Raw genomic sequence first — 17,181 nt, forward strand, 5'->3', positions numbered from 1 at the left:
CCGGCACCCCACCCCGGACCAGTGAGGCCCTGATGACGACCCCACGCGCGACAGCGCTGCGCATGCCCCGCTGCTGTCCCGGCGCCGCGTGTCGCGGCTGACCGGCTGTCCGTCGCCGCCCTCTTCCTGCCCCGCCCGTCCGGTGCTTGTCTCGGTATCCGGACATCCCTTCCAGACGCCTGGAGTTGTTCCCATGACCCTGCTGACGACCTGGTCCGAGTCCGGCCCCGAGACGCTGGTCCGCCGTACTTCGGACCCCACCGAGATCGCCGAGGCCCTCAAGCCGCTCGGTGTGCGCTACGAGCAGTGGCCCGTCCGGGAGGACGTCCCGTTCGACGCCGACAGCGACACGGTGTTCGCCGCGTACGGCCCGGAGATCGACAAGCTGAACGCCGAGGAGGGCTTCACCACCGTCGACGTCCTCGGCCTGCACCCGAGCGACGACCCGGAGTTCCCGGCGAAGGCCGCGGCCGCGCGCGCGAAGTTCCTCCAGGAGCACACGCACGACGACGATGACGAGGTCCGCTTCTTCGTCTCCGGCTCCGGCATCTTCTATCTGCACGTCAACGGCGAGGTCCACGCGGTCTTCTGCGAGAAGGGCGACCTGCTGGGCGTGCCGCGCGGCACCACCCACTGGTTCGACATGGGCACCAGCCCGTCGTTCACGGCGATCCGCTTCTTCCACGAGGAGGACGGCTGGATCGGCAACTTCACCGGCTCGACGATCGCCTCCCGCTTCCCGGACTACGACACGATCGCGGCGGGCTACGAGGCCGACAAGGGCGCGGCGTGACGCAGCAGGGCCTGACGTACGACGTGGACGCCGTGGTGCTCGACATCGAGGGCACCACGAGCGCCACGGGCTTCGTCGTCGACGTGCTGTACCCGTACTCGCGCGCGCGTTTCGGCGCGCTGCTGAACGAGCGGGCCGACGATCCGGACGTGGCGCGGGCCGTCGCGCAGGTGCGTGCGGAGCTCGGCGATCCGCAGGCCGACGCGGCCGCCGTCGAGAAGGCCCTGGGCGCCTGGCTCGACGAGGACCGCAAGGCCACGCCGCTGAAGACCCTCCAGGGGATCATCTGGTCCGAGGGCTTCGCACGCGGCGACCTCGTCTCGCACTTCTACGACGACGTCGTGCCGCGGCTGCGTGTCTGGCACGCGGCGGGGGCGAGGCTGTACGTCTACTCGTCCGGCTCGGTGGCCGCCCAGCGGGCGTGGTTCACGAACAGCCCGGAGGGCGACCTCACCTCGCTCGTCTCCGGTCTCCACGACACCGAGAACGCGGGACCCAAGCAGGAGCCGGAGTCGTACCGCCGTATCGCGGCGTCGACCGGCATCGAGCCCTCGCGGCTCCTCTTCCTCTCCGACCGCCCCGGCGAGCTGGACGCGGCCCGCGCGGCCGGCTGGCACGCGGTGGGCATCCGGCGGCCCGGGGAGCCGTACTACGAGCAGGGCGTCGGCGACCACGCCGAGGCGGGGGCGTTCGACGAGATCACCATCAGCACCACCGGGAGCACCGTATGACCGCCGAGATCACCGAACTGGACCTGGAGGAGGCGGGGGCGGTCCTCGCCGCCGAGTCCGCGCGCTTCGCGGGCTTCGGCTGGATGCGGGGCACCTCCGGCAACCTGTCCGTCGTGCTCACCCGTGAGCCGCTGCGGCTGGCGGTGACGGCCAGCGGCCACGACAAGGGCGAACTGACGCCCGCGGACGTGGTGTTGGTGGACGGCCAGGGCGCCGCGGTGCGGGGCGGCAAGCCGTCCGCGGAGGCCGAACTGCACGCGCGGGTCGCCGCGCTGACGGGGGCCGGGGCCGTGGTGCACGTCCACACGGTCGCCTCCGTGGCCATGGGCCGGCGGGAGCCGGGCGGGATCGTCTTCAGGGACGTGGAGATGCTCAAGGGTGTCGGCCAGCCCGCGCACGACGTCGAGGTGACGCTGCCGGTCATCGCCAACAGCCAGGACATGAAGGTGCTCGGGGACCGCCTGGAGGCGGCACGCGACCCGCGGATGCCGGCCGTGGTGGTCGCGGGGCACGGCCTGTACGTGTGGGGCGCCGATCCCCGTCAGGCGCGGCACCACACCGAAGTCGTGGAGTGGCTGCTGGAGTTGGAGCTGTCGCAGCGCTGAGCTGCACCGGGAAGAAGAAGGGGACCTCCGGGCTCGGGGGTCCCCTTCTTCGTGCCGCGGGTTCTACTGCAGGTGGTCACCGGGCAGTTGGCCGGACGCCACCTCCAGCACGCCTCGCTCCGTCACCAGTCCCGTCACCAGCCGTCCCGGCGTCACATCGAAGGCGGGGTTGTGGCCGCGCGACCCGGCGGGAGCCGTCCGTATCCCGCCCCACTCCAACACCTCGTCCTCGCCGCGGAGTTCGATGTGGATGTCGTCGCCGGTCTTGGTCGACAGGTCCACGGTCGTCGTCGGCGCCGCCACCAGGAACGGGATCCCGGCGTCCGCGCACGCGAGCGCCACCCCCACCGTGCCGACCTTGTTCGCGGTGTCGCCGTTGGCGGCGATGCGGTCCGCGCCGACGATCGCCGCGTCGACCTGGCCGCGCAGGATGGTGCCGGCGGCGGCCCCGTCCGCCTGGACGTAGTGCGGTATGCCCTCCTGGACCAACTCCCAGGCGGTGAGGCGCGATCCCTGGAGCAGGGGGCGCGTCTCGTCGGCGTAGACCACCTCAAGGCGTCCGCGCGCGTGGAGTTCGCGGATGACGCCGAGTGCCGTACCCCATCCGGCCGTCGCCAGCGCGCCCGTGTTGCAGTGGGTCAGGATGCGCAACGGCCGGTCGGCGCCGACCATTTCGAGCAGCCAGTCGGCACCGTGGGCGCCCATCGCCCGGTTCGCCTCGACTTCCTCGCGCTGGACGGCGACGGCCTCCTCAAGGACGGCGTCGAGGCCCTCGTCGAAGCGGGTCATCACGCGGTCCACGCACACCATCAGGTTGACGGCGGTCGGCCGGGCCTCCCGGATGCGCGCGACGGCGGCCCGCACCTCGTCCACCGACCAGCCCTCGCGCTCGCCCTGCACCAGCGCGAGCGCGACGCCGTACGCGCCGGCCGCACCGATCGCGGGTGCGCCGCGCACCACGAGGCGCTGGATCGCGTCGACCAGAGTGTCCACATCGTGGACAGCCATCGTCTCGTTGCGGTGCGGGAGCAGCGTCTGGTCGATGAGTGCGAGGCCGTCTCCGGTCCAGTCGACGGCACGCAATTCCTGGGACATATCGGGACACTCCTGATGTTCCGGTGGTGTCCGGCCACGGTACATGACCTGGTAGAACCATAGTTCGAGACAGTCGGGCAGGTGTCCGGAAACGGATGCTACTGTCCGGCAATCAGTCCGCAGACCGAGACGAGGGAGGAAGCCCGTGCTGCTGATCAAGCGCCGTTTCCTCGACTTCGGCCGGTGTGCCGGTGACGGCTGTCGACGCTGACCCGTCCCCGTTCCAGCGTCCCCTCTCCCCTCATCGCCGCCGCCGCTCCCGCCCGAGCGTGCCTCGCCGTACTCGGAAGGTCCCCCGATGTCCCGTAGACACCATCGTTCCCTGCAGATCGCCGCCGCCACCGCCCTCATGGTCACCGCGGCCACCGCCTGCAACGCCGCCGCGAAGAGCGACGCCTCCGACAGCGCGAGCGGCGGCAGCGGCAAGACCTTCACCCTCGTCACGCCCGACGCGGTCGGTCAGAACGAGTTCCTGAAGCTCGCCGTCAGCGGCGTCAAGAACGCGGCGAAGCAGCACGACGGCTCGCAGAAGGTCTACGAGTCCACGGACACCGCCTCCCAGCAGCAGAACGTCCAGGCCGCGGTGGACGCCAAGCCGGACGTCATCGTGCTGGTCGGCTTCGAGTTCGCCGACCTCGTCGCGCAGCAGGCCCAGAAGAACCCGAAGCAGCAGTTCCTGATCATCGACGCCTGCACGACCAAGACCTTCAAGAACGTCGGCTGCGCGGTCTTCCGTGAGCACGAGGGCGTCTACCTCGCGGGCGCCGAGGCCGGTCTGCTCAGCAAGTCGGGCAAGGTCGGCGCGGTCGACGTCCTCGACACTCCCCAGTTCCGCCGCTACAGCGACCCGTTCGCGGCCGGCGCCAAGAAGGTCGCCGCCAAGACCGAGACGTCGACGCGCTTCGTCGGCGGCCAGTCCCCCTTCGACGACTCGGCACGTGCCAAGGAGCAGGCGAACACCCTGCTCTCCAAGGACTACGACCAGATCATGGCGGCCGCCGCGGCCGGCAACTACGGCGTCTTCGAGGCGGCGAAGGCCAAGGGCGCCTACGCGTACGGCGTCGACGTCAACCAGTGCGTCTCGGCGCCGGGCACGGTCGTCGACAACGTGATCAAGCGCACGGACATCGCCGTGGAGAAGGGCATCGAGTCGGTCCTGGCCGGTAAGACGGGCACCGTCTCCTACGGCCTCAAGGAGGGCGGCATCAGCCTGACCGGCCTGGAGGACGGCGTCGACTCGTCGAAGTGCGTGATCGCCGACCACAAGGACGTCCTGGCGAAGGTCGAGGGGCTGCGCGACCAGATCGTCTCCGGAGAGCTGAAGGTCGATGACCCCGCCGCGAGCTGACGCCGAGGGCCTGGCTGTCGAGCTCCGGGGAATCACCAAGCGGTTCCCCGGCACGCTCGCCAACGACTCCGTCGACCTGACCGTCCGCCACGGCGAGATCCACGCCCTGATGGGCGAGAACGGCGCGGGCAAGTCCACGCTCATGTCGATCCTGTACGGCATGGAGCGCGCCGACGCGGGCTCGATCCGCGTCGACGGCCGTGCCGCGCACTTCGCCAGCCCGAGCGACGCGATGGCCGCCGGGCTCGGCATGGTCCACCAGAGCTTCAAGCTGTTCGACTCGCTGACGGTCGCCGAGAACGTCGTCTACGCCGCCGAGCCGCGCCGCTTCGGCCTGGTGGACCGCGCCGCGGCCCGCCGCCGGGTGCGCGAGCTCGCCGAGGAGCACGGCCTCGCCGTGGACCCGGACGCGCGCGTCGGTGATCTGCCCGTGGGTCTGCGCCAGCGCGTGGAGATCCTCAAGCTGGTGCACCGCGGTGCCCGCACGCTGATCCTCGACGAGCCGACGGCGGTGCTCACACCGGCCGAGGCGGACGCCCTGTTCGCGGTGCTCAAGTCGCTGGCCGCGCAGGGCCGTACGGTGATCCTCGTCACGCACAAGCTCCGCGAGGTGCTGGAGGGCAGCGACCACGTGACCGTCCTGCGGGACGGCAGGGTGGTCGCCCGCCTGGTCACCGCGGAGACCTCCGCCGACGAGATCGCGGCAGCCATGACCGGCCGCGCGGTCGAACTCGACCGCATCCACGCCGAGGGCACATCCGGTGACGCCGTACTGGAGGTGACCGGTCTCGCCACCGACGGGGTGCACGGCGCCGGACTCACCGTCCGCGCCGGCGAGATCGTCGGCATCGCGGGCGTCGCGGGCAACGGCCAGAGCGAGCTGGTCGAGGCGCTGGCCGGTCTGCGGCCGACCACCGCCGGGCGGGTGACCCTCAAGAACGAGGACATCACCCATGCCTCCGCCACCGAGCGCCGTCTCAAGGGCCTGGCGTACGTCCCCGAGGATCGTCACGCGGTCGGTACGGCGCCCGCGGCGTCCGTCGCCGACAACCTCGCGATGGGCCACCACCGTACGTCCCTGTCCTCCCGCGGCCTGCTGCCGCCGCATGCCGTACGGGCGCACGCGCAGCGGCTGATCGAGCGGTTCGGCGTCAAGGCGTCGAGCCCCGAGGTCCCCGCCTCCGCGCTGTCCGGCGGCAATCTCCAGAAGCTGCTGATCGGCCGCGAACTCGCCCATGACGCCCCGTTGTTGCTCGTCGAGCAGCCCACGCGCGGTGTCGACATCGGCGCCATCCAGAACATCCACGACCAGATCGTCGCCTACCGCGACGCCGGCCACGCCGTCCTCCTCGTCTCGGCCGAACTGAGCGAGATCCGGGGCCTGGCGGACCGGGTGCTGGTGATGTACGAGGGCCGGATCACGGCGTCGTACGACAAGAACGAGGCGGACGAACGGACACTGGGCCTCGCGATGGCAGGCGCCCAGGTCACGGTGGAGGCCGTCGACTGACATGACCAACCGGATATCCGGAGCCCTGCGCTCCCCCATCACCTTCTCCGTGCTCGCCGGCGTCCTCATCGGCGCGCTCTTCCTGGTCGGCACCGGAGCGGACCCGATAGCGGCGTACGAGGCGGTCCTCACCGGCTCGCTCGGCGCCGACGGCATCGGCTCCACGCTCACCACCGTCACCAGCGTGCTCGGCATGGCCCTGGCGCTGGCGATCCCGCTGCGCGCCGGGCTCATCAACCTCGGCGGCGACGGCCAGATGGTCCTCGGCGGCATCACCGCGGCCGTGACCGGCCTGTACTCCCCGCTGCCGGCGCCCCTCACCGTCGTACTCGCGCTGCTCGCGGGCATGGCGGCGGGCGCCGCCTACGCCACGCTGGCCGCCCTGTGCGAGAACCACCTCGGCGTGCCGCTCCTGGTCAGCAGCCTGCTGCTGAGCTACCCGGCGGTCTCGCTCGCCTCCTACCTGGCGCGCTACCCGCTCAAGGAGCCCGGCTCCAGCCTGCCGCAGACACGGGCGATGCCCGACGGCGTGGCACTGCCCGCCTTCGGTGACTCCACGGTCACCTTCGGTCTGGTTCTGGTCGTTCTCGCGGCGGGCGCGTACTGGTTCACGGACAAGCGAACCGCGTTCGGGTACGAGATACGCATGACCGGTCTCAACGCGCGCTTCTCCGCGTACGCGGGTGTCGAACGCCGGGGCCTGACCCTGAAGTTGATGTCCGTGTCGGGAGCGATCGCCGGACTCGTGGGCGCCATCGGGGTGTTGAGCTTCCCGTACCGCTTCGTCGACGGCTCGCTCACCGCCCCCGGCTACACCTGGACGGGACTTACGGCCGCCCTGCTGGCCACGGCGGCTCCGCTCGGTACGGTGATCGCGTCGTTCTTCTTCGCCGTCCTCTCGGTCGGCGGTCTCGCGATGGAGCGGACGACCGAGGTGCCGCGTGAGCTGACACAGGTGCTCCAGGCGATCGTGATCGTGTTCCTGGCGGCCCGGCTGACCTTCCCGCGCTTCACCCGCCGCAAGGCCAAGACAGACGTCAACGTCAAGGAGGCCGTGTGATGTTCTTCGACTCCGACCTCCTCATGTCGGCGCTGCGCGCGCTGACGCCGATCCTGCTGGCCGCGCTCGGCGGAGCCGTCTGCGAGCGTGCGGGCGTCTTCAACATCGGCCTCGAAGGCATGATGCTGATGGGCTGCTTCACCGCCGTGGCCACGAGCTGGTTCACCGGCAGCCCCTGGCTGGGAGTGCTCGCGGCGGCGCTGGCCGCGGCGGCGTACTCGCTGATCCTCGCGGTCGGGACGGTCACGCTGCGCGGCGACGCGGTGGTTCTCGGTATCGCGATGAATCTGCTGGCCGTGGGGCTGACGAGCTTCCTGCTCCGTACGGTCTTCGGCGTGCAGGGCACCTTCGACGACCCGTCCCTTCTCGGCCTGCCCCTGATCGGCGGCCTCAGCCCGCTCGCCTATCTGGCGTGGGCGGCGGTCGCGGTGGCCGCGGTGATGCTGTCCCGGCATGTGTGGGGACTGCGCCTGCGCGGGGTCGGCGAGGCACCGGACGCGGCGGCCACGCTCGGGGTGAGCCCGGCGAAGTACAAGTACGCGGCCGTGCTGGTCTCGGGTGTCCTGTGCGGTCTCGCCGGGGCCCAACTCGCCCTCGGCAACGTCACGTTGTTCACCGAGAACATGACCGCGGGCCGCGGCTGGATCGCCGTCGTCGCCGTGATGCTCGGTCGCGCCCTGCCCCTCGGTGTGCTGCTGGCCGCGCTGCTCTTCGGCCTCGCCGAGGCGGCCGGCTTCCGTCTCCAGGGCCTCGGTCTGCCGCAGCAGGCGACCGACGCCGCGCCGTACGTCGTCACGCTGGGCGCCCTCTTCCTCACCACGGCACGCCGTCGCCGTACCCGTCCGTCCACCGGAGCCGCCGCATGACGCAGGACCTGCTGCCCATCACCCGCATACCCCGCACCGGTCTGCCGCCGCACGCGGTCGTCGTCGGCGACCCGGCGCGCGCCGCGGCCGTCGCCGCGCTGCTCGACGGGGCCGTGGAGGTCTCGTACCACCGCGAATACCGTACGTTCAGCGGCAGTTGGAAGGGCCTGCCGGTCGTCGTCGCCTCGCACGGGGTGGGCGGTCCGGGCGCGATCCTGCTGTTCCAGGAGCTCGCGGACGCGGGGATCCACACCATCCTGCGGTTCGGCACGGCGGGCGCGATGAAGCCCGGGATCGGCGACGGCGACCTCGTCATCGCGGAGGCGGCCGTCCGCGACGACGGTGTCACCCACCAGCTGCTCCCGCCGGAGTACCCCGCGGTCTCCTCCCCCGAGGCGGTCATCGCGCTCCAGCGTGCGGCCCGCGAGGCGAACGCCCCGCACCACCGCGGCATCGTCTGGACCCGGGCGGCCTTCCAGCCCGGCCTCCTCCCGCTCTTCTCCTACGACGGTGCCGGCCTCGCCGCCATCGAGATGGAGCTCTCCGCACTGCTGGTCACGGCGTCGCTGCGCGGGCTGGTCGCGGGCGGCGTCCTCGTCATCGACGGGGCGAACGCGGACGAGCTGGTGAACGAGGAGGGCGCCAGCGCATACGACCCGCACCGCGATGTCGTCGCGGCGGGCGTCGAGCGGGGTGCGCTGGTGTCGCTGGAGGCGCTGCGGCTGCTGGCGGAGGAGTACCGGGCGTGAGCATCGACCTGCTGATCCACGGCGGCGACGTCCTGACCGTGGACGACGAGGGAACTGTCGTACGGGACGGGGCTGTTGCCGTCCATGAGGGCGAGATCGTCGCCGTGGGTTCCGCCGAGGAGCTGGGTACGCGCTTCACGGCCGCCGAATCCATCGACGCCACGGGCTGTCTCGTCCTTCCAGGGCTGGTCAACACCCACACCCACCTCGCGATGACCCTGCTGCGCGGCCGCGCCGACGACGTCACCCTCCAGGGCTTCCTGGAGCGGGTGCTGAAGTGGGAGGCCGAGCTGCTGACGCCGGCGAACGTGGCGGCGGCGGTGCGGCTGGCGGTCGCCGAGAGCGTACGGGCGGGGGTGACCTCGGCGCTCGACATGTACTGGTTCCACGAGGCGGCCGAGCAGGCGGCACGTGAGGCGGGCTGGCGGCTGCACACCGGGCCCACCTTCATGGACGTGCCCGGCCCGCCCGACGGCATCGCCTACGAGGACCGCCTGGACTGGGCGCGCCGGGACCTGGCGGCCCGCGGCACGGCCCGCCCCGGTACCCGCCCGGTCCTCTTCGCGCACTCCACGTACACCCTGAGCCCGGACCAGCTCACCGAGATCTTCGCCCTGGCCCGGGAGTTCGGCGCTCTGCTGCACATCCACGCCTCGGAGAACGCGACCGAGGTCGCCACCGTCGAGGTCAAGTACGGCAAGCGTCCGGTGGAGTTGCTCGACGCACTCGGTCTGCTCGGCCCGGACGTGCTGCTCGCACACGCCGTGGACCTCACCGGACCGGAGATCGCGGCGCTGGCCCGCACCGGCACGGCGGTCGCCCACTGTCCGGTGTCCAACCTGAAGCTGGGCTGCGGGATCGCGCCGGTGCCACGGCTGCTGAGCGCCGGGGTGACCGTCGGGCTCGGCACGGACGGGGCCGTCAGCTCCAACACGCTGGATGTGCTGGGGGCCGTGCGGCAGGCGGCGCTGGTGCACAAGGCGGGCGGCGACCCCACGGCGGTCGGCGCCGAACAGGCCGTACGCATGGCGACGATCGAGGGTGCGCGGGCGCTGGGGCTCGGGGAGCAGCTGGGCTCGCTGGAGGCCGGGAAGCGGGCCGACCTCATCGTGCTCGACCTGGACGCACCACACCTGCGGCCCGTGCACGATCCGTGGTCGACGCTCGCGTACGCGGCGCACTCGGCGGACGTGCGGGACACCGTCGTCGACGGTCGGGTGCTCCTGCGGGACCGGGTGCTGACGACGCTGGACGAGCGTACGGTGATCGCCGACCTGGAGGACCTTGTCTGAGCGGGGCGTTTGGCACCCCGATCGGCAGGTCGGCCCCCATAATGGCGTAAGACATCGGATGTCTTGACGGGCATGCGGGAACCACTGGGAGGCCGGCCATGGCAGTCACCGACGAGGCGATCGAGAAGATCAAGGGCATGATCGTCTCGGGCGCCCTGCGCCCCGGCGACCGGCTCCCCAAGGAGAGCGAGCTCGCCTCCGAGCTCGGGCTGTCCCGCAACTCGCTGCGGGAGGCCGTGCGGGCCCTGTCGCTGATCCGGATCCTGGACGTGCGACAGGGCGACGGCACGTATGTGACGAGCCTGGACCCTCAACTCCTCCTGGAGGCGCTGAGTTTCGTCGTCGACTTCCACCGCGACGACACCGTCCTGGAGTTCCTGGCCGTCCGCCGCATCCTGGAGCCGGCCGCGACCTCGATGGCGGCCCTGAGGATCAGCGAGCAGCAACTGAACGCCCTGTCGGCCCAGTTGGACAAACTGGGCTCCGACCCCTCCGTGGAGGAACTGGTCGCATGCGACCTCGACTTCCATCGGGGCATCGTGCAGAGCTCCGGCAACTCGGTCCTCTGCTCCCTCCTCGACGGCCTGTCGGGCCCCACGACCCGGGCGAGGATCTGGCGAGGCCTGACGCAGGAGGACGCGGTCAGCCGCACGCTGCACGAGCACCGCATGATCCTCGCCGCGCTTCGGGATCGTGATGCGGAGGCGGCGCGGTCGTGGGCGACGGTGCACATCGCGAGCGTGGAGCAGTGGCTGCGGGCCTCGCTCTGAACTGCCGTTCCGTGCCTCGCCGGGTCATCCGACGTCTACCCGGGTCACCGAGCCGCTGTGGGGGCAGGCGTGCACGGTGATCCGGCACAGATCCGAGGAATGGAGAGTGTTCCGGGGTGGCTAATGGGGCAGTGATGCGTTCACTCCCCCGTGCAAGGGGGCTGCGGACGCCCCCGTTGGACGCCGTAAGGTTGGGGCGTACGTGAGGGCACATCGGAAGGAGGCACTGGGTGATCGAGCTCGAGGGGGTACCCGAGCTGATCGACCCGGTCATGGTGGCCGCGTTCGAGGGCTGGAACGATGCCGGCGACGCCGCCTCCACCGCGGTCGCGCATCTGGACAGGGAATGGAAGGGCGAGGTGTTCGCGGCGCTGGACGCCGAGGACTACTACGACTTCCAGGTGAACCGCCCCACGGTGTGGCTGGACGGCGGTGTACGGAAGATCACATGGCCGACGACCCGCCTCTCGGTGGTCCGCGTCGGCGGCGACAAGCCGCGTGATCTCGTACTGGTCCGAGGTATCGAACCCTCCATGCGCTGGCGCTCGTTCTGCAACGAGCTCCTCGGCTTCGCCCACGAGTTGGGCGTGGAGCTGGTCGTGATCCTGGGCGCCCTGCTCGGCGACACCCCGCACACGCGTCCGGTCCCGATCAGCGGGACCACGTCCGACCCGGACCTGGCCCAGCGCATGGACCTGGAGGAGACCAAGTACGAGGGCCCCACGGGCATCGTCGGCGTCCTCCAGGAGGCCTGCACGCACGCGGGCGTACCGGCGGTCAGCCTCTGGGCGGCCGTACCGCACTACGTGTCGCAGCCGCCGAACCCGAAGGCGACGCTGGCGCTGCTGAACCGGCTCGAGGACCTGATCGACGTACGCATCCCGTTGGGCGAGCTGCCCGAGGACGCGCGCGCCTGGCAGGTGGGTGTGGACCAGCTGGCCGCCGAGGACACCGAGGTCGCCGAGTACGTGCAGACGCTGGAGGAGGCCCGGGACACCGCGGAGCTGCCGGAGGCGACGGGCGAGGCGATCGCCCGCGAGTTCGAGCGGTATCTGCGCAGACGGGACGGCGGCGGCCCGACCCCGCCGGGCGGGCACGCGACCGAGGGCGGCGACGGTACGTATCTGCGGGACAACCCCAGCGGTCGTCCGCGGCCGCCGAAGCCGCCGAAGTCGGGCGGCGGCGGCACGGACGAGGAGGAGTCGTCGGAGGAGTGAGACGGAGGTGGGCGGTTCGCACCGCCCACCTCACGGTCACACCTGCGGTACCGCCACGACGTCGTACTCGGTGTCGGGCGTCGGTTCCACGTCGAAGCGGGCGTTGGGCAGATACAGCTTCTCGCCCCAGGCCGCGACGGTCGTCGGGATACGGAAGCGGGAGTCGGTGATCCTGACGATCGCCGTGCCCTTCGTGCCGGCGGCGTTCAGCCGGAACACATCGATCGCGTTCTGCTGCTGCTGGACGACGTAGAGGGTCCTGCCGAGCAGCAACAGGCCGTCCCCGTTGGGGATTTTGGCCCCGCCGAGGTCGACGGCGCGGGCGACTCCGGTGCGCGGGTCGACCCGTTCGAGGGTGCCGCCGTCGGCGAAGCCGTTCACCACGAGCAGGGCGCGACCGTCGGGGGTGCGCTCGATGCCGTTGGCCGTGAAGTCGTCGCCCTGGACCCAGTCGCCGGTCAGCGGGACGGTCTCGACGCCCTTGGGCTCGTCGTGCTTGCCGAGGTTCAGCCTGTAGAGCTGTGGCTTGAAGGAGTCGGTGAACCAGGCGGCGCCCGGGGTGAGGATCACATCGTTCACAAAGGTGCCGCCGGTGGCGTAGACCTTCTCGATCTCCCCGGAGCGGGCGTCCACCGTGCGGATCTCGCCGCTGCCGCCGCCGGCGAGGAAGAGCCGCCGGCCATGGCAGTCGATCTTCAGGCCCACGGTCTGGTGCCCGTCGCCGAGGCCCTTGCTGATCACCGAGCCCCGGCCGGTGGCGAGGCTCGCCCGGTAGATGTCGCCGTTGAGGAGCGAACCGAAGTAGCCGAAGGGCTTGTTGCCGATGGCGATGCCCTCGGGCTGGAAGCCGTCCGGCAGGGGGAACTGGTCGGGCCAGGCGGCCTTGTGTGTCTCGGCCGCGTGGGCCGTGCCGCCGAGCAGCGCTGCTCCCGTCAGCGCCGCGGTCGCGGTGAGGAGTCTTCGACGTGCGAAGGAACGGTCCGTGGGTGCCACTGTGCGTCCTTCTGCCAAGGGCCGACGGGATGGCCGGCCGAACGGTCAACAGACGCTCCCACCCCATCACATGACCGTCACCTCCGCAGTCTTTGGCCGGATTGCCACGTGACATCTGTTTCAGGACGGATTGCACACGTTACCCAATTCAACTTGTTTCCAAACCGAGTTGGCGAACACGGGGTGGACGGGGCGCCGTCGGAGTGCTTGGTTGTCCCACGGAGGCCCACCACCCGCAACCAGGCACCCGCAAGGACCGAAGGGAGCGGAACCCGATGACCGACCAGGTACAGCCGGCGCAGGGCCCGGGAACGTCCGGGCCGGGGCCCGACGGAGCGGGATTCAGCTATCGAGGAGCCGAACAGGAACTGATCGTCGTCGCCCGTCCCGAGGCCCGGCTGCGTGCCCAGGCCGACGGTGTTCGGTCGGCGGCGGGCGCCGACGTCTCGGCCCTCAACATGTTCCTCAGCGACGAACAACTCGCTCTTGAACCGCTGTTCGGAAGCGAAGAAAGGTTGCAGCAGTCGGCCGTCCCGGACTCCGGGAACGTGCCCGACCTGGCGCTGTTCTACCAGGTGCGCGGCGACCGCAGCCGCGCCGAGGAACTGCGCTCGCGGATCGCCGCGCTGCCGGGTATCGACACCGCGTACGTGAAGCCGGGCGCCGTACCGGCGGCCCTCAAGCAGGTCGGCGAGGAGAGCGGGCGACTGAAGGAAGGCGCCCCGGTCACACCGGACTTCAGCAGTCGGCAGGGCTATCTGCGGCCGACCCCCGAGGGGATCGACGCGCACTGGGCCTGGCAGCGGCCCGGCGGGACCGGTCACGGCGTGACCGTGATCGACGTCGAGGGCTCCTGGCAGCTGGGCCATGAGGACCTGGCCGCCAAGCTGGCCGGTGTCGTCGTCGGCACCCCGCTGACCGACATCGCCTGGCGCAACCACGGCACCGCCGTGATCGGCGTGATCGGCGGCGACCAGGGCGAACACGGCGTCACCGGCATCGTGCCGGAGGCGACCACCGCTGCCGCGTCCTTCCAGGGCATCGGCACCGCGGCCGCGATCCACGCGGCGGCGGACCGGCTCGGCCCCGGTGACATCGTCCTCGTCGAACTCCACCGGCCCGGACCGCGGTCGGAGTTCGCCGAGCGCGACGACCAGCGCGGCTACGTCGCCCTGGAGTGGTGGCCGGACGACTTCGCGGCCGTCCGCTACGCCACCGCCAAGGGCGTCCTCGTCGTGGCGGCCGCCGGCAACGGCGGCGAGTCCCTCGACGACGCGGTCTACGAGCGCCGCCCCGACGAGTTCCCGGCGTGGTGGCGCAACCCGTTCAACCCGTCCAACCAGTCCTCCGGTGCCGTCCTGGTCGGCGCGGGCGCCCCGCCGCCCGGCACCCACGGCCGGGACCACGGACCGGACCGGTCACGGCTCGCGTTCTCCAACTACGGTGCCCGCGTGGACGCCCAGGGCTGGGGACGCGAGGTCACGACCACCGGCGGCTTCTGGGACAAGCCCGGTGACCTGCAGGGCGGGCCCGAGGAGATCGCCTGGTACACGGACACGTTCTCCGGGACCTCCTCGGCCTCCCCGATGGTGGTCGGCGCTCTGGCCGCGCTGCAGGGCATGCTCAGGGCGGCCGCCCAGGCACCGATGTCCCCGGAGCGGGCCCGCGCGGTGCTGCGGGCGACCGGGGCCCCGCAGCAGGACGCGCCGGGCCGGCCCGCCTCCCAGCGGATCGGCAGCCGGCCCGACATCAAGGCGGCGGTGACCCATCTGCTGCCGCACGCGGTCGGCTCCGGCCAGGCCGAGCGGTACTGGGACGAACTGGTGCCGTATCCACGCGAACTCCCGCCCAGGCTCCGGCTGTTCGTGGCCGGCGGCTGGCGGAACCTGAACCACCCGTCCCCCGAGATCCGCCAGGCGGTGCACTCCGCCTTCGCGGGGGGACGCCCCGACGTCCGCGTCTGGTACGCGGACGACGAGATCGTCGGGCTGGTCGTCACCGGCTGACGGCCGGCACATCCCCACCATCACAAGGGAAGGTGGCACCCGCATGAGCACCACCCCGCAGATGAGCCAACTGGGACAACAGCAGGGACAGCAGTTCCCGAGCACCTCGCCGTACCAGCAGCAGCCGTTCGGCCAGCAGCAACAGCCGTTCGGGCAGCAGGGCTTCGGTCAGCAAGGCCAGCAGGGCTACGGCCAACAGGGCCAGCAGCAGCCGTTCGGCATGGGGGGCGGCTCGTTGGAGCAGCTCCAGCAGCTCGGCCAGCAGCAGCCCTTCCAGCAGCTGCTCCAGCAGCTCGGTCAGCAGCAGAGCCAACAGGGGCAGCAACAGGGCCAGCAGAGCCAGCAGCAGGACCAGCAGGCGCAGCAGATCGAGCAGCAGGTGCAGCAGCATCTCCAGCAGATCGTGCAGCAAGTGGTCCAGCAGGTCGCTCAGCAGGTCCAGGCACAGCCTCTGGCGGCCGGTGTGGCCAACGGCTTCATCGACATCATCCAGCCGCTCCAGGGCCAGCCGCGGCAGATCTTCCTGCGCATCAACAACCAGTTCCGGGTCCTCAACAACCCGATCCCGCAGATCCAGCAGCAGATCCAGGAGGCCTTCGCCTTCGGCCACCAGGTGATCGGCGTCTGGGACACCCAGTCCCCGAACGTGCTGCGCAGTGTCAGGATCCAGCGGCTCTGAACCGCGTCTGACATGACAGAGGGCGCTTCCTCACGTGGAGGAAGCGCCCTCGCCTATGTTCCGGTCAGAGCGCTACGCCCAGCAGCGCGTCCACAGTCCGCGACACGAGGCCGGGCGCACCCTCCTCCGTACCACCCTGTTCCTGCTGCAGTGCCGCCCAGCGGTCCACGGCGGCCAGCGCGGTGGGGGCGTCGAGGTCGCCCGCGAGGGCCTCGCGGATCTCCTCGACGAGGGCGTCGGCGGACGGGCCGTCGGGCCGGGAGACGGCGGCACGCCACCGGCCGAGCCGGGCGACGGCGTCTTCGAGCACCTGGTCGGTCCACTCCCAGTCGGAGCGGTAGTGGTGGGCCAGCAGGGCGAGCCGGATCGCGACCGGGTCGACGCCGTCGTAGCGCAGCTTCGAGACGAAGACGAGGTTGCCCTTGGACTTGGACATCTTCTCGCCGTGCAGGGCGACCATGCCGGCGTGGACGTACGCCTTGGCCATGGGGAACTCGCCGGTCAGCACCTGGGCGTGCGAGGCGCCCATCTCGTGGTGCGGGAAGGCGAGGTCGGAGCCGCCGCCCTGGACGTCGAAGCCCATGCCCAGGTGGTCGAGGGCGATGGCGACGCACTCGATGTGCCAGCCGGGCCGGCCGCGGCCCAGCGAGCCGCCGTCCCAGCTCGGCTCGCCCTCACGGGCGGCCAGCCACAGCATCGGGTCGAGCGGGTTCTTCTTGCCCGGACGGTCCGGGTCGCCGCCGCGCTCGGCGGACAGCAGCCGCATGGCGGCGGCGTCGAGGTTCGAGACCTTGCCGAAGTCCGGGTCGGACTCGACGGAGAAGTAGACGTCCCCTTCGAGCTCGTACGCGGCACCCGCGTCCCGCAGCCGTTCGACGAGCGGGACGATCCCGGGTATCGCCTCGACCGCGCCGATGTAGTGCTTCGGAGGCAGCATCCGCAGGGCGGTCATGTCCTCGCGGAAGAGGGTCGTCTCCTTCTCGGCGAGGGCGGCCCAGTCGACGCTGTCCCGCTCGGCGCGCTCCAGGAGCGGGTCGTCGATGTCGGTGACGTTCTGGACGTAGTGAACCTGCCGCTTGGTGTCGAGCCACACGCGCTGAACGAGGTCGAACGCGTTGTAGGTCGCCGCGTGTCCCATGTGGGTCGCGTCGTACGGCGTGATGCCGCAGACGTAGAGACGGGCGACAGGACCGGGGACAAGGGAGACCAAGCCACCGGTCGCGGTGTCGTGGATCCTCAGGTCGCGGCCCTGACCAGGCAGGGCGGGGACCTCGGAAGCGGGCCAGGCATGCATGTCATGAGCCTAACCGGACGGATGTTCCGTATACGAACCGGACCGGGCCGGATGGCCGGTAAGGCGGTCTTGCGCGAAACGCTCCGCAGGGGTAACCGTGGCAAAACTGCCGGCCGGTGGGGGCTGGTCGCGCAGTTCCCCGCGCCCCTTCGGGGCGCGATGCCACCGGTCTG

17 protein-coding genes are annotated in these 17,181 nt (G+C 71.2%); 13 read left to right on the forward strand and 4 right to left on the reverse strand.

Annotated elements, in window-relative coordinates; genetic code table 11:
* Positions 1–193 precede the first annotated feature (193 nt).
* The 3 genes from TN53_RS02355 to mtnB are packed head-to-tail and all read left to right on the forward strand — an operon-like array spanning position 194 to position 2,129.
* The gene (locus tag TN53_RS02355) at positions 194–793 is read left to right on the forward strand and encodes a 1,2-dihydroxy-3-keto-5-methylthiopentene dioxygenase (RefSeq protein ID WP_046256607.1); all 600 of its coding nucleotides are present in this window, start codon (positions 194–196) and stop codon (positions 791–793) included.
* Entirely contained in the window at positions 790–1,524 is a 735-nt protein-coding gene (gene mtnC / locus TN53_RS02360) for an acireductone synthase (protein ID WP_046256608.1), read from the forward strand. The genes TN53_RS02355 and mtnC overlap by 4 nt, the downstream gene beginning before the upstream one ends.
* Positions 1,521–2,129, forward strand: a complete 609-nt coding sequence (gene mtnB / locus TN53_RS02365; protein WP_046256609.1) for a methylthioribulose 1-phosphate dehydratase — start codon at positions 1,521–1,523, stop codon at positions 2,127–2,129. Before mtnC ends, mtnB begins: the two co-directional genes overlap by 4 nt.
* A 63-nt stretch (positions 2,130–2,192) precedes the next feature.
* Here mtnB and mtnA read toward each other — a convergent pair whose 3' ends face one another.
* On the reverse strand, positions 2,193–3,224 hold the full coding sequence (gene mtnA, locus TN53_RS02370; RefSeq protein ID WP_046256610.1) for an S-methyl-5-thioribose-1-phosphate isomerase: 1,032 nt from the start codon (positions 3,222–3,224) through the stop codon (positions 2,193–2,195).
* A gap of 298 nt (positions 3,225–3,522) precedes the next feature.
* Here mtnA and TN53_RS02375 point away from each other — a divergent pair, with 298 nt between their 5' ends.
* The 8 genes from TN53_RS02375 (at position 3,523) to TN53_RS02410 (ending at position 12,036) form a co-directional block, all read left to right on the forward strand.
* Complete coding sequence (locus TN53_RS02375) at positions 3,523–4,572, forward strand: BMP family ABC transporter substrate-binding protein (protein ID WP_046256611.1); 1,050 nt, start codon at positions 3,523–3,525, stop codon at positions 4,570–4,572.
* The gene (locus TN53_RS02380; protein WP_046256612.1) at positions 4,553–6,082 is read left to right on the forward strand and encodes an ABC transporter ATP-binding protein; all 1,530 of its coding nucleotides are present in this window, start codon (positions 4,553–4,555) and stop codon (positions 6,080–6,082) included. Before TN53_RS02375 ends, TN53_RS02380 begins: the two co-directional genes overlap by 20 nt.
* A gap of 1 nt (position 6,083) precedes the next feature.
* Positions 6,084–7,142, forward strand: a complete 1,059-nt coding sequence (locus tag TN53_RS02385) for an ABC transporter permease (protein ID WP_046256613.1) — start codon at positions 6,084–6,086, stop codon at positions 7,140–7,142.
* Positions 7,142–8,008, forward strand: a complete 867-nt coding sequence (locus tag TN53_RS02390) for an ABC transporter permease (RefSeq protein ID WP_046256614.1) — start codon at positions 7,142–7,144, stop codon at positions 8,006–8,008. Before TN53_RS02385 ends, TN53_RS02390 begins: the two co-directional genes overlap by 1 nt.
* The gene (locus TN53_RS02395) at positions 8,005–8,757 is read left to right on the forward strand and encodes a nucleoside phosphorylase (RefSeq protein WP_046256615.1); all 753 of its coding nucleotides are present in this window, start codon (positions 8,005–8,007) and stop codon (positions 8,755–8,757) included. The genes TN53_RS02390 and TN53_RS02395 overlap by 4 nt, the downstream gene beginning before the upstream one ends.
* Positions 8,754–10,049 carry an amidohydrolase gene (locus TN53_RS02400; protein WP_046256616.1) on the forward strand — a complete coding sequence of 432 codons (1,296 nt, stop codon included), beginning with the start codon at positions 8,754–8,756 and terminating at the stop codon, positions 10,047–10,049. The genes TN53_RS02395 and TN53_RS02400 overlap by 4 nt, the downstream gene beginning before the upstream one ends.
* 98 nt (positions 10,050–10,147) lie before the next feature.
* Positions 10,148–10,819, forward strand: coding sequence for a FadR/GntR family transcriptional regulator (locus tag TN53_RS02405; RefSeq protein ID WP_046256617.1), 672 nt, complete (start codon positions 10,148–10,150; stop codon positions 10,817–10,819).
* A gap of 230 nt (positions 10,820–11,049) precedes the next feature.
* Entirely contained in the window at positions 11,050–12,036 is a 987-nt protein-coding gene (locus tag TN53_RS02410; RefSeq protein ID WP_046256618.1) for a PAC2 family protein, read from the forward strand.
* 36 nt (positions 12,037–12,072) lie between these two features.
* Here TN53_RS02410 and TN53_RS02415 read toward each other — a convergent pair whose 3' ends face one another.
* Positions 12,073–13,029: a hypothetical protein gene (locus tag TN53_RS02415; RefSeq protein WP_046256619.1), complete on the reverse strand. Its 957-nt coding sequence runs from the start codon at positions 13,027–13,029 to the stop codon at positions 12,073–12,075.
* A 275-nt stretch (positions 13,030–13,304) separates the two neighbouring features.
* On the opposite strand from TN53_RS02415, the gene TN53_RS02420 reads away from it, so the two are divergent.
* A complete protein-coding gene (locus tag TN53_RS02420) occupies positions 13,305–15,035 on the forward strand; it encodes a S8 family peptidase (protein ID WP_046256620.1) in 1,731 nt (576 codons plus the stop codon).
* Here the strand turns inward: TN53_RS02420 and TN53_RS48105 are convergent.
* Positions 15,025–15,447 (reverse strand): hypothetical protein, encoded by a 423-nt coding sequence (locus tag TN53_RS48105; protein ID WP_234441496.1) that lies wholly within the window; start codon positions 15,445–15,447, stop codon positions 15,025–15,027. The two genes, TN53_RS02420 and TN53_RS48105, sit on opposite strands and share 11 nt — an antisense overlap.
* Here TN53_RS48105 and TN53_RS48110 point away from each other — a divergent pair, their 5' ends adjacent.
* Entirely contained in the window at positions 15,448–15,714 is a 267-nt protein-coding gene (locus tag TN53_RS48110) for a hypothetical protein (protein ID WP_234441497.1), read from the forward strand.
* Positions 15,715–15,778: 64 nt separating this feature from the next.
* Here TN53_RS48110 and mshC read toward each other — a convergent pair whose 3' ends face one another.
* Positions 15,779–17,008, reverse strand: coding sequence for a cysteine--1-D-myo-inosityl 2-amino-2-deoxy-alpha-D-glucopyranoside ligase (gene mshC, locus TN53_RS02430; RefSeq protein ID WP_046256622.1), 1,230 nt, complete (start codon positions 17,006–17,008; stop codon positions 15,779–15,781).
* Positions 17,009–17,181: the final 173 nt, after the last annotated feature.

It is taken from the genome of Streptomyces sp. WM6386 (genome assembly GCF_000972385.1).
Taxonomy (GTDB): domain Bacteria; phylum Actinomycetota; class Actinomycetes; order Streptomycetales; family Streptomycetaceae; genus Streptomyces.

What these genes read in the sequence shown, in the direction of transcription:
- TN53_RS02395 (WP_046256615.1), top strand. Translation starts at nt 8,005, where the DNA reads ATGACGCAGGACCTGCTGCCCATCACCCGCATACCCCGCACCGGTCTG.
- TN53_RS02385 (WP_046256613.1), top strand. Translation starts at nt 6,084, where the DNA reads ATGACCAACCGGATATCCGGAGCCCTGCGCTCCCCCATCACCTTCTCC.
- TN53_RS02420 (WP_046256620.1), top strand. Translation starts at nt 13,305, where the DNA reads ATGACCGACCAGGTACAGCCGGCGCAGGGCCCGGGAACGTCCGGGCCG.
- mtnB (WP_046256609.1), top strand. Translation starts at nt 1,521, where the DNA reads ATGACCGCCGAGATCACCGAACTGGACCTGGAGGAGGCGGGGGCGGTC.
- mtnA (WP_046256610.1), bottom strand. Translation starts at nt 3,224, where the DNA reads ATGTCCCAGGAATTGCGTGCCGTCGACTGGACCGGAGACGGCCTCGCA.
- TN53_RS02375 (WP_046256611.1), top strand. Translation starts at nt 3,523, where the DNA reads ATGTCCCGTAGACACCATCGTTCCCTGCAGATCGCCGCCGCCACCGCC.
- TN53_RS02380 (WP_046256612.1), top strand. Translation starts at nt 4,553, where the DNA reads ATGACCCCGCCGCGAGCTGACGCCGAGGGCCTGGCTGTCGAGCTCCGG.
- TN53_RS02355 (WP_046256607.1), top strand. Translation starts at nt 194, where the DNA reads ATGACCCTGCTGACGACCTGGTCCGAGTCCGGCCCCGAGACGCTGGTC.
- mshC (WP_046256622.1), bottom strand. Translation starts at nt 17,008, where the DNA reads ATGCATGCCTGGCCCGCTTCCGAGGTCCCCGCCCTGCCTGGTCAGGGC.
- TN53_RS02405 (WP_046256617.1), top strand. Translation starts at nt 10,148, where the DNA reads ATGGCAGTCACCGACGAGGCGATCGAGAAGATCAAGGGCATGATCGTC.
- TN53_RS02390 (WP_046256614.1), top strand. Translation starts at nt 7,142, where the DNA reads ATGTTCTTCGACTCCGACCTCCTCATGTCGGCGCTGCGCGCGCTGACG.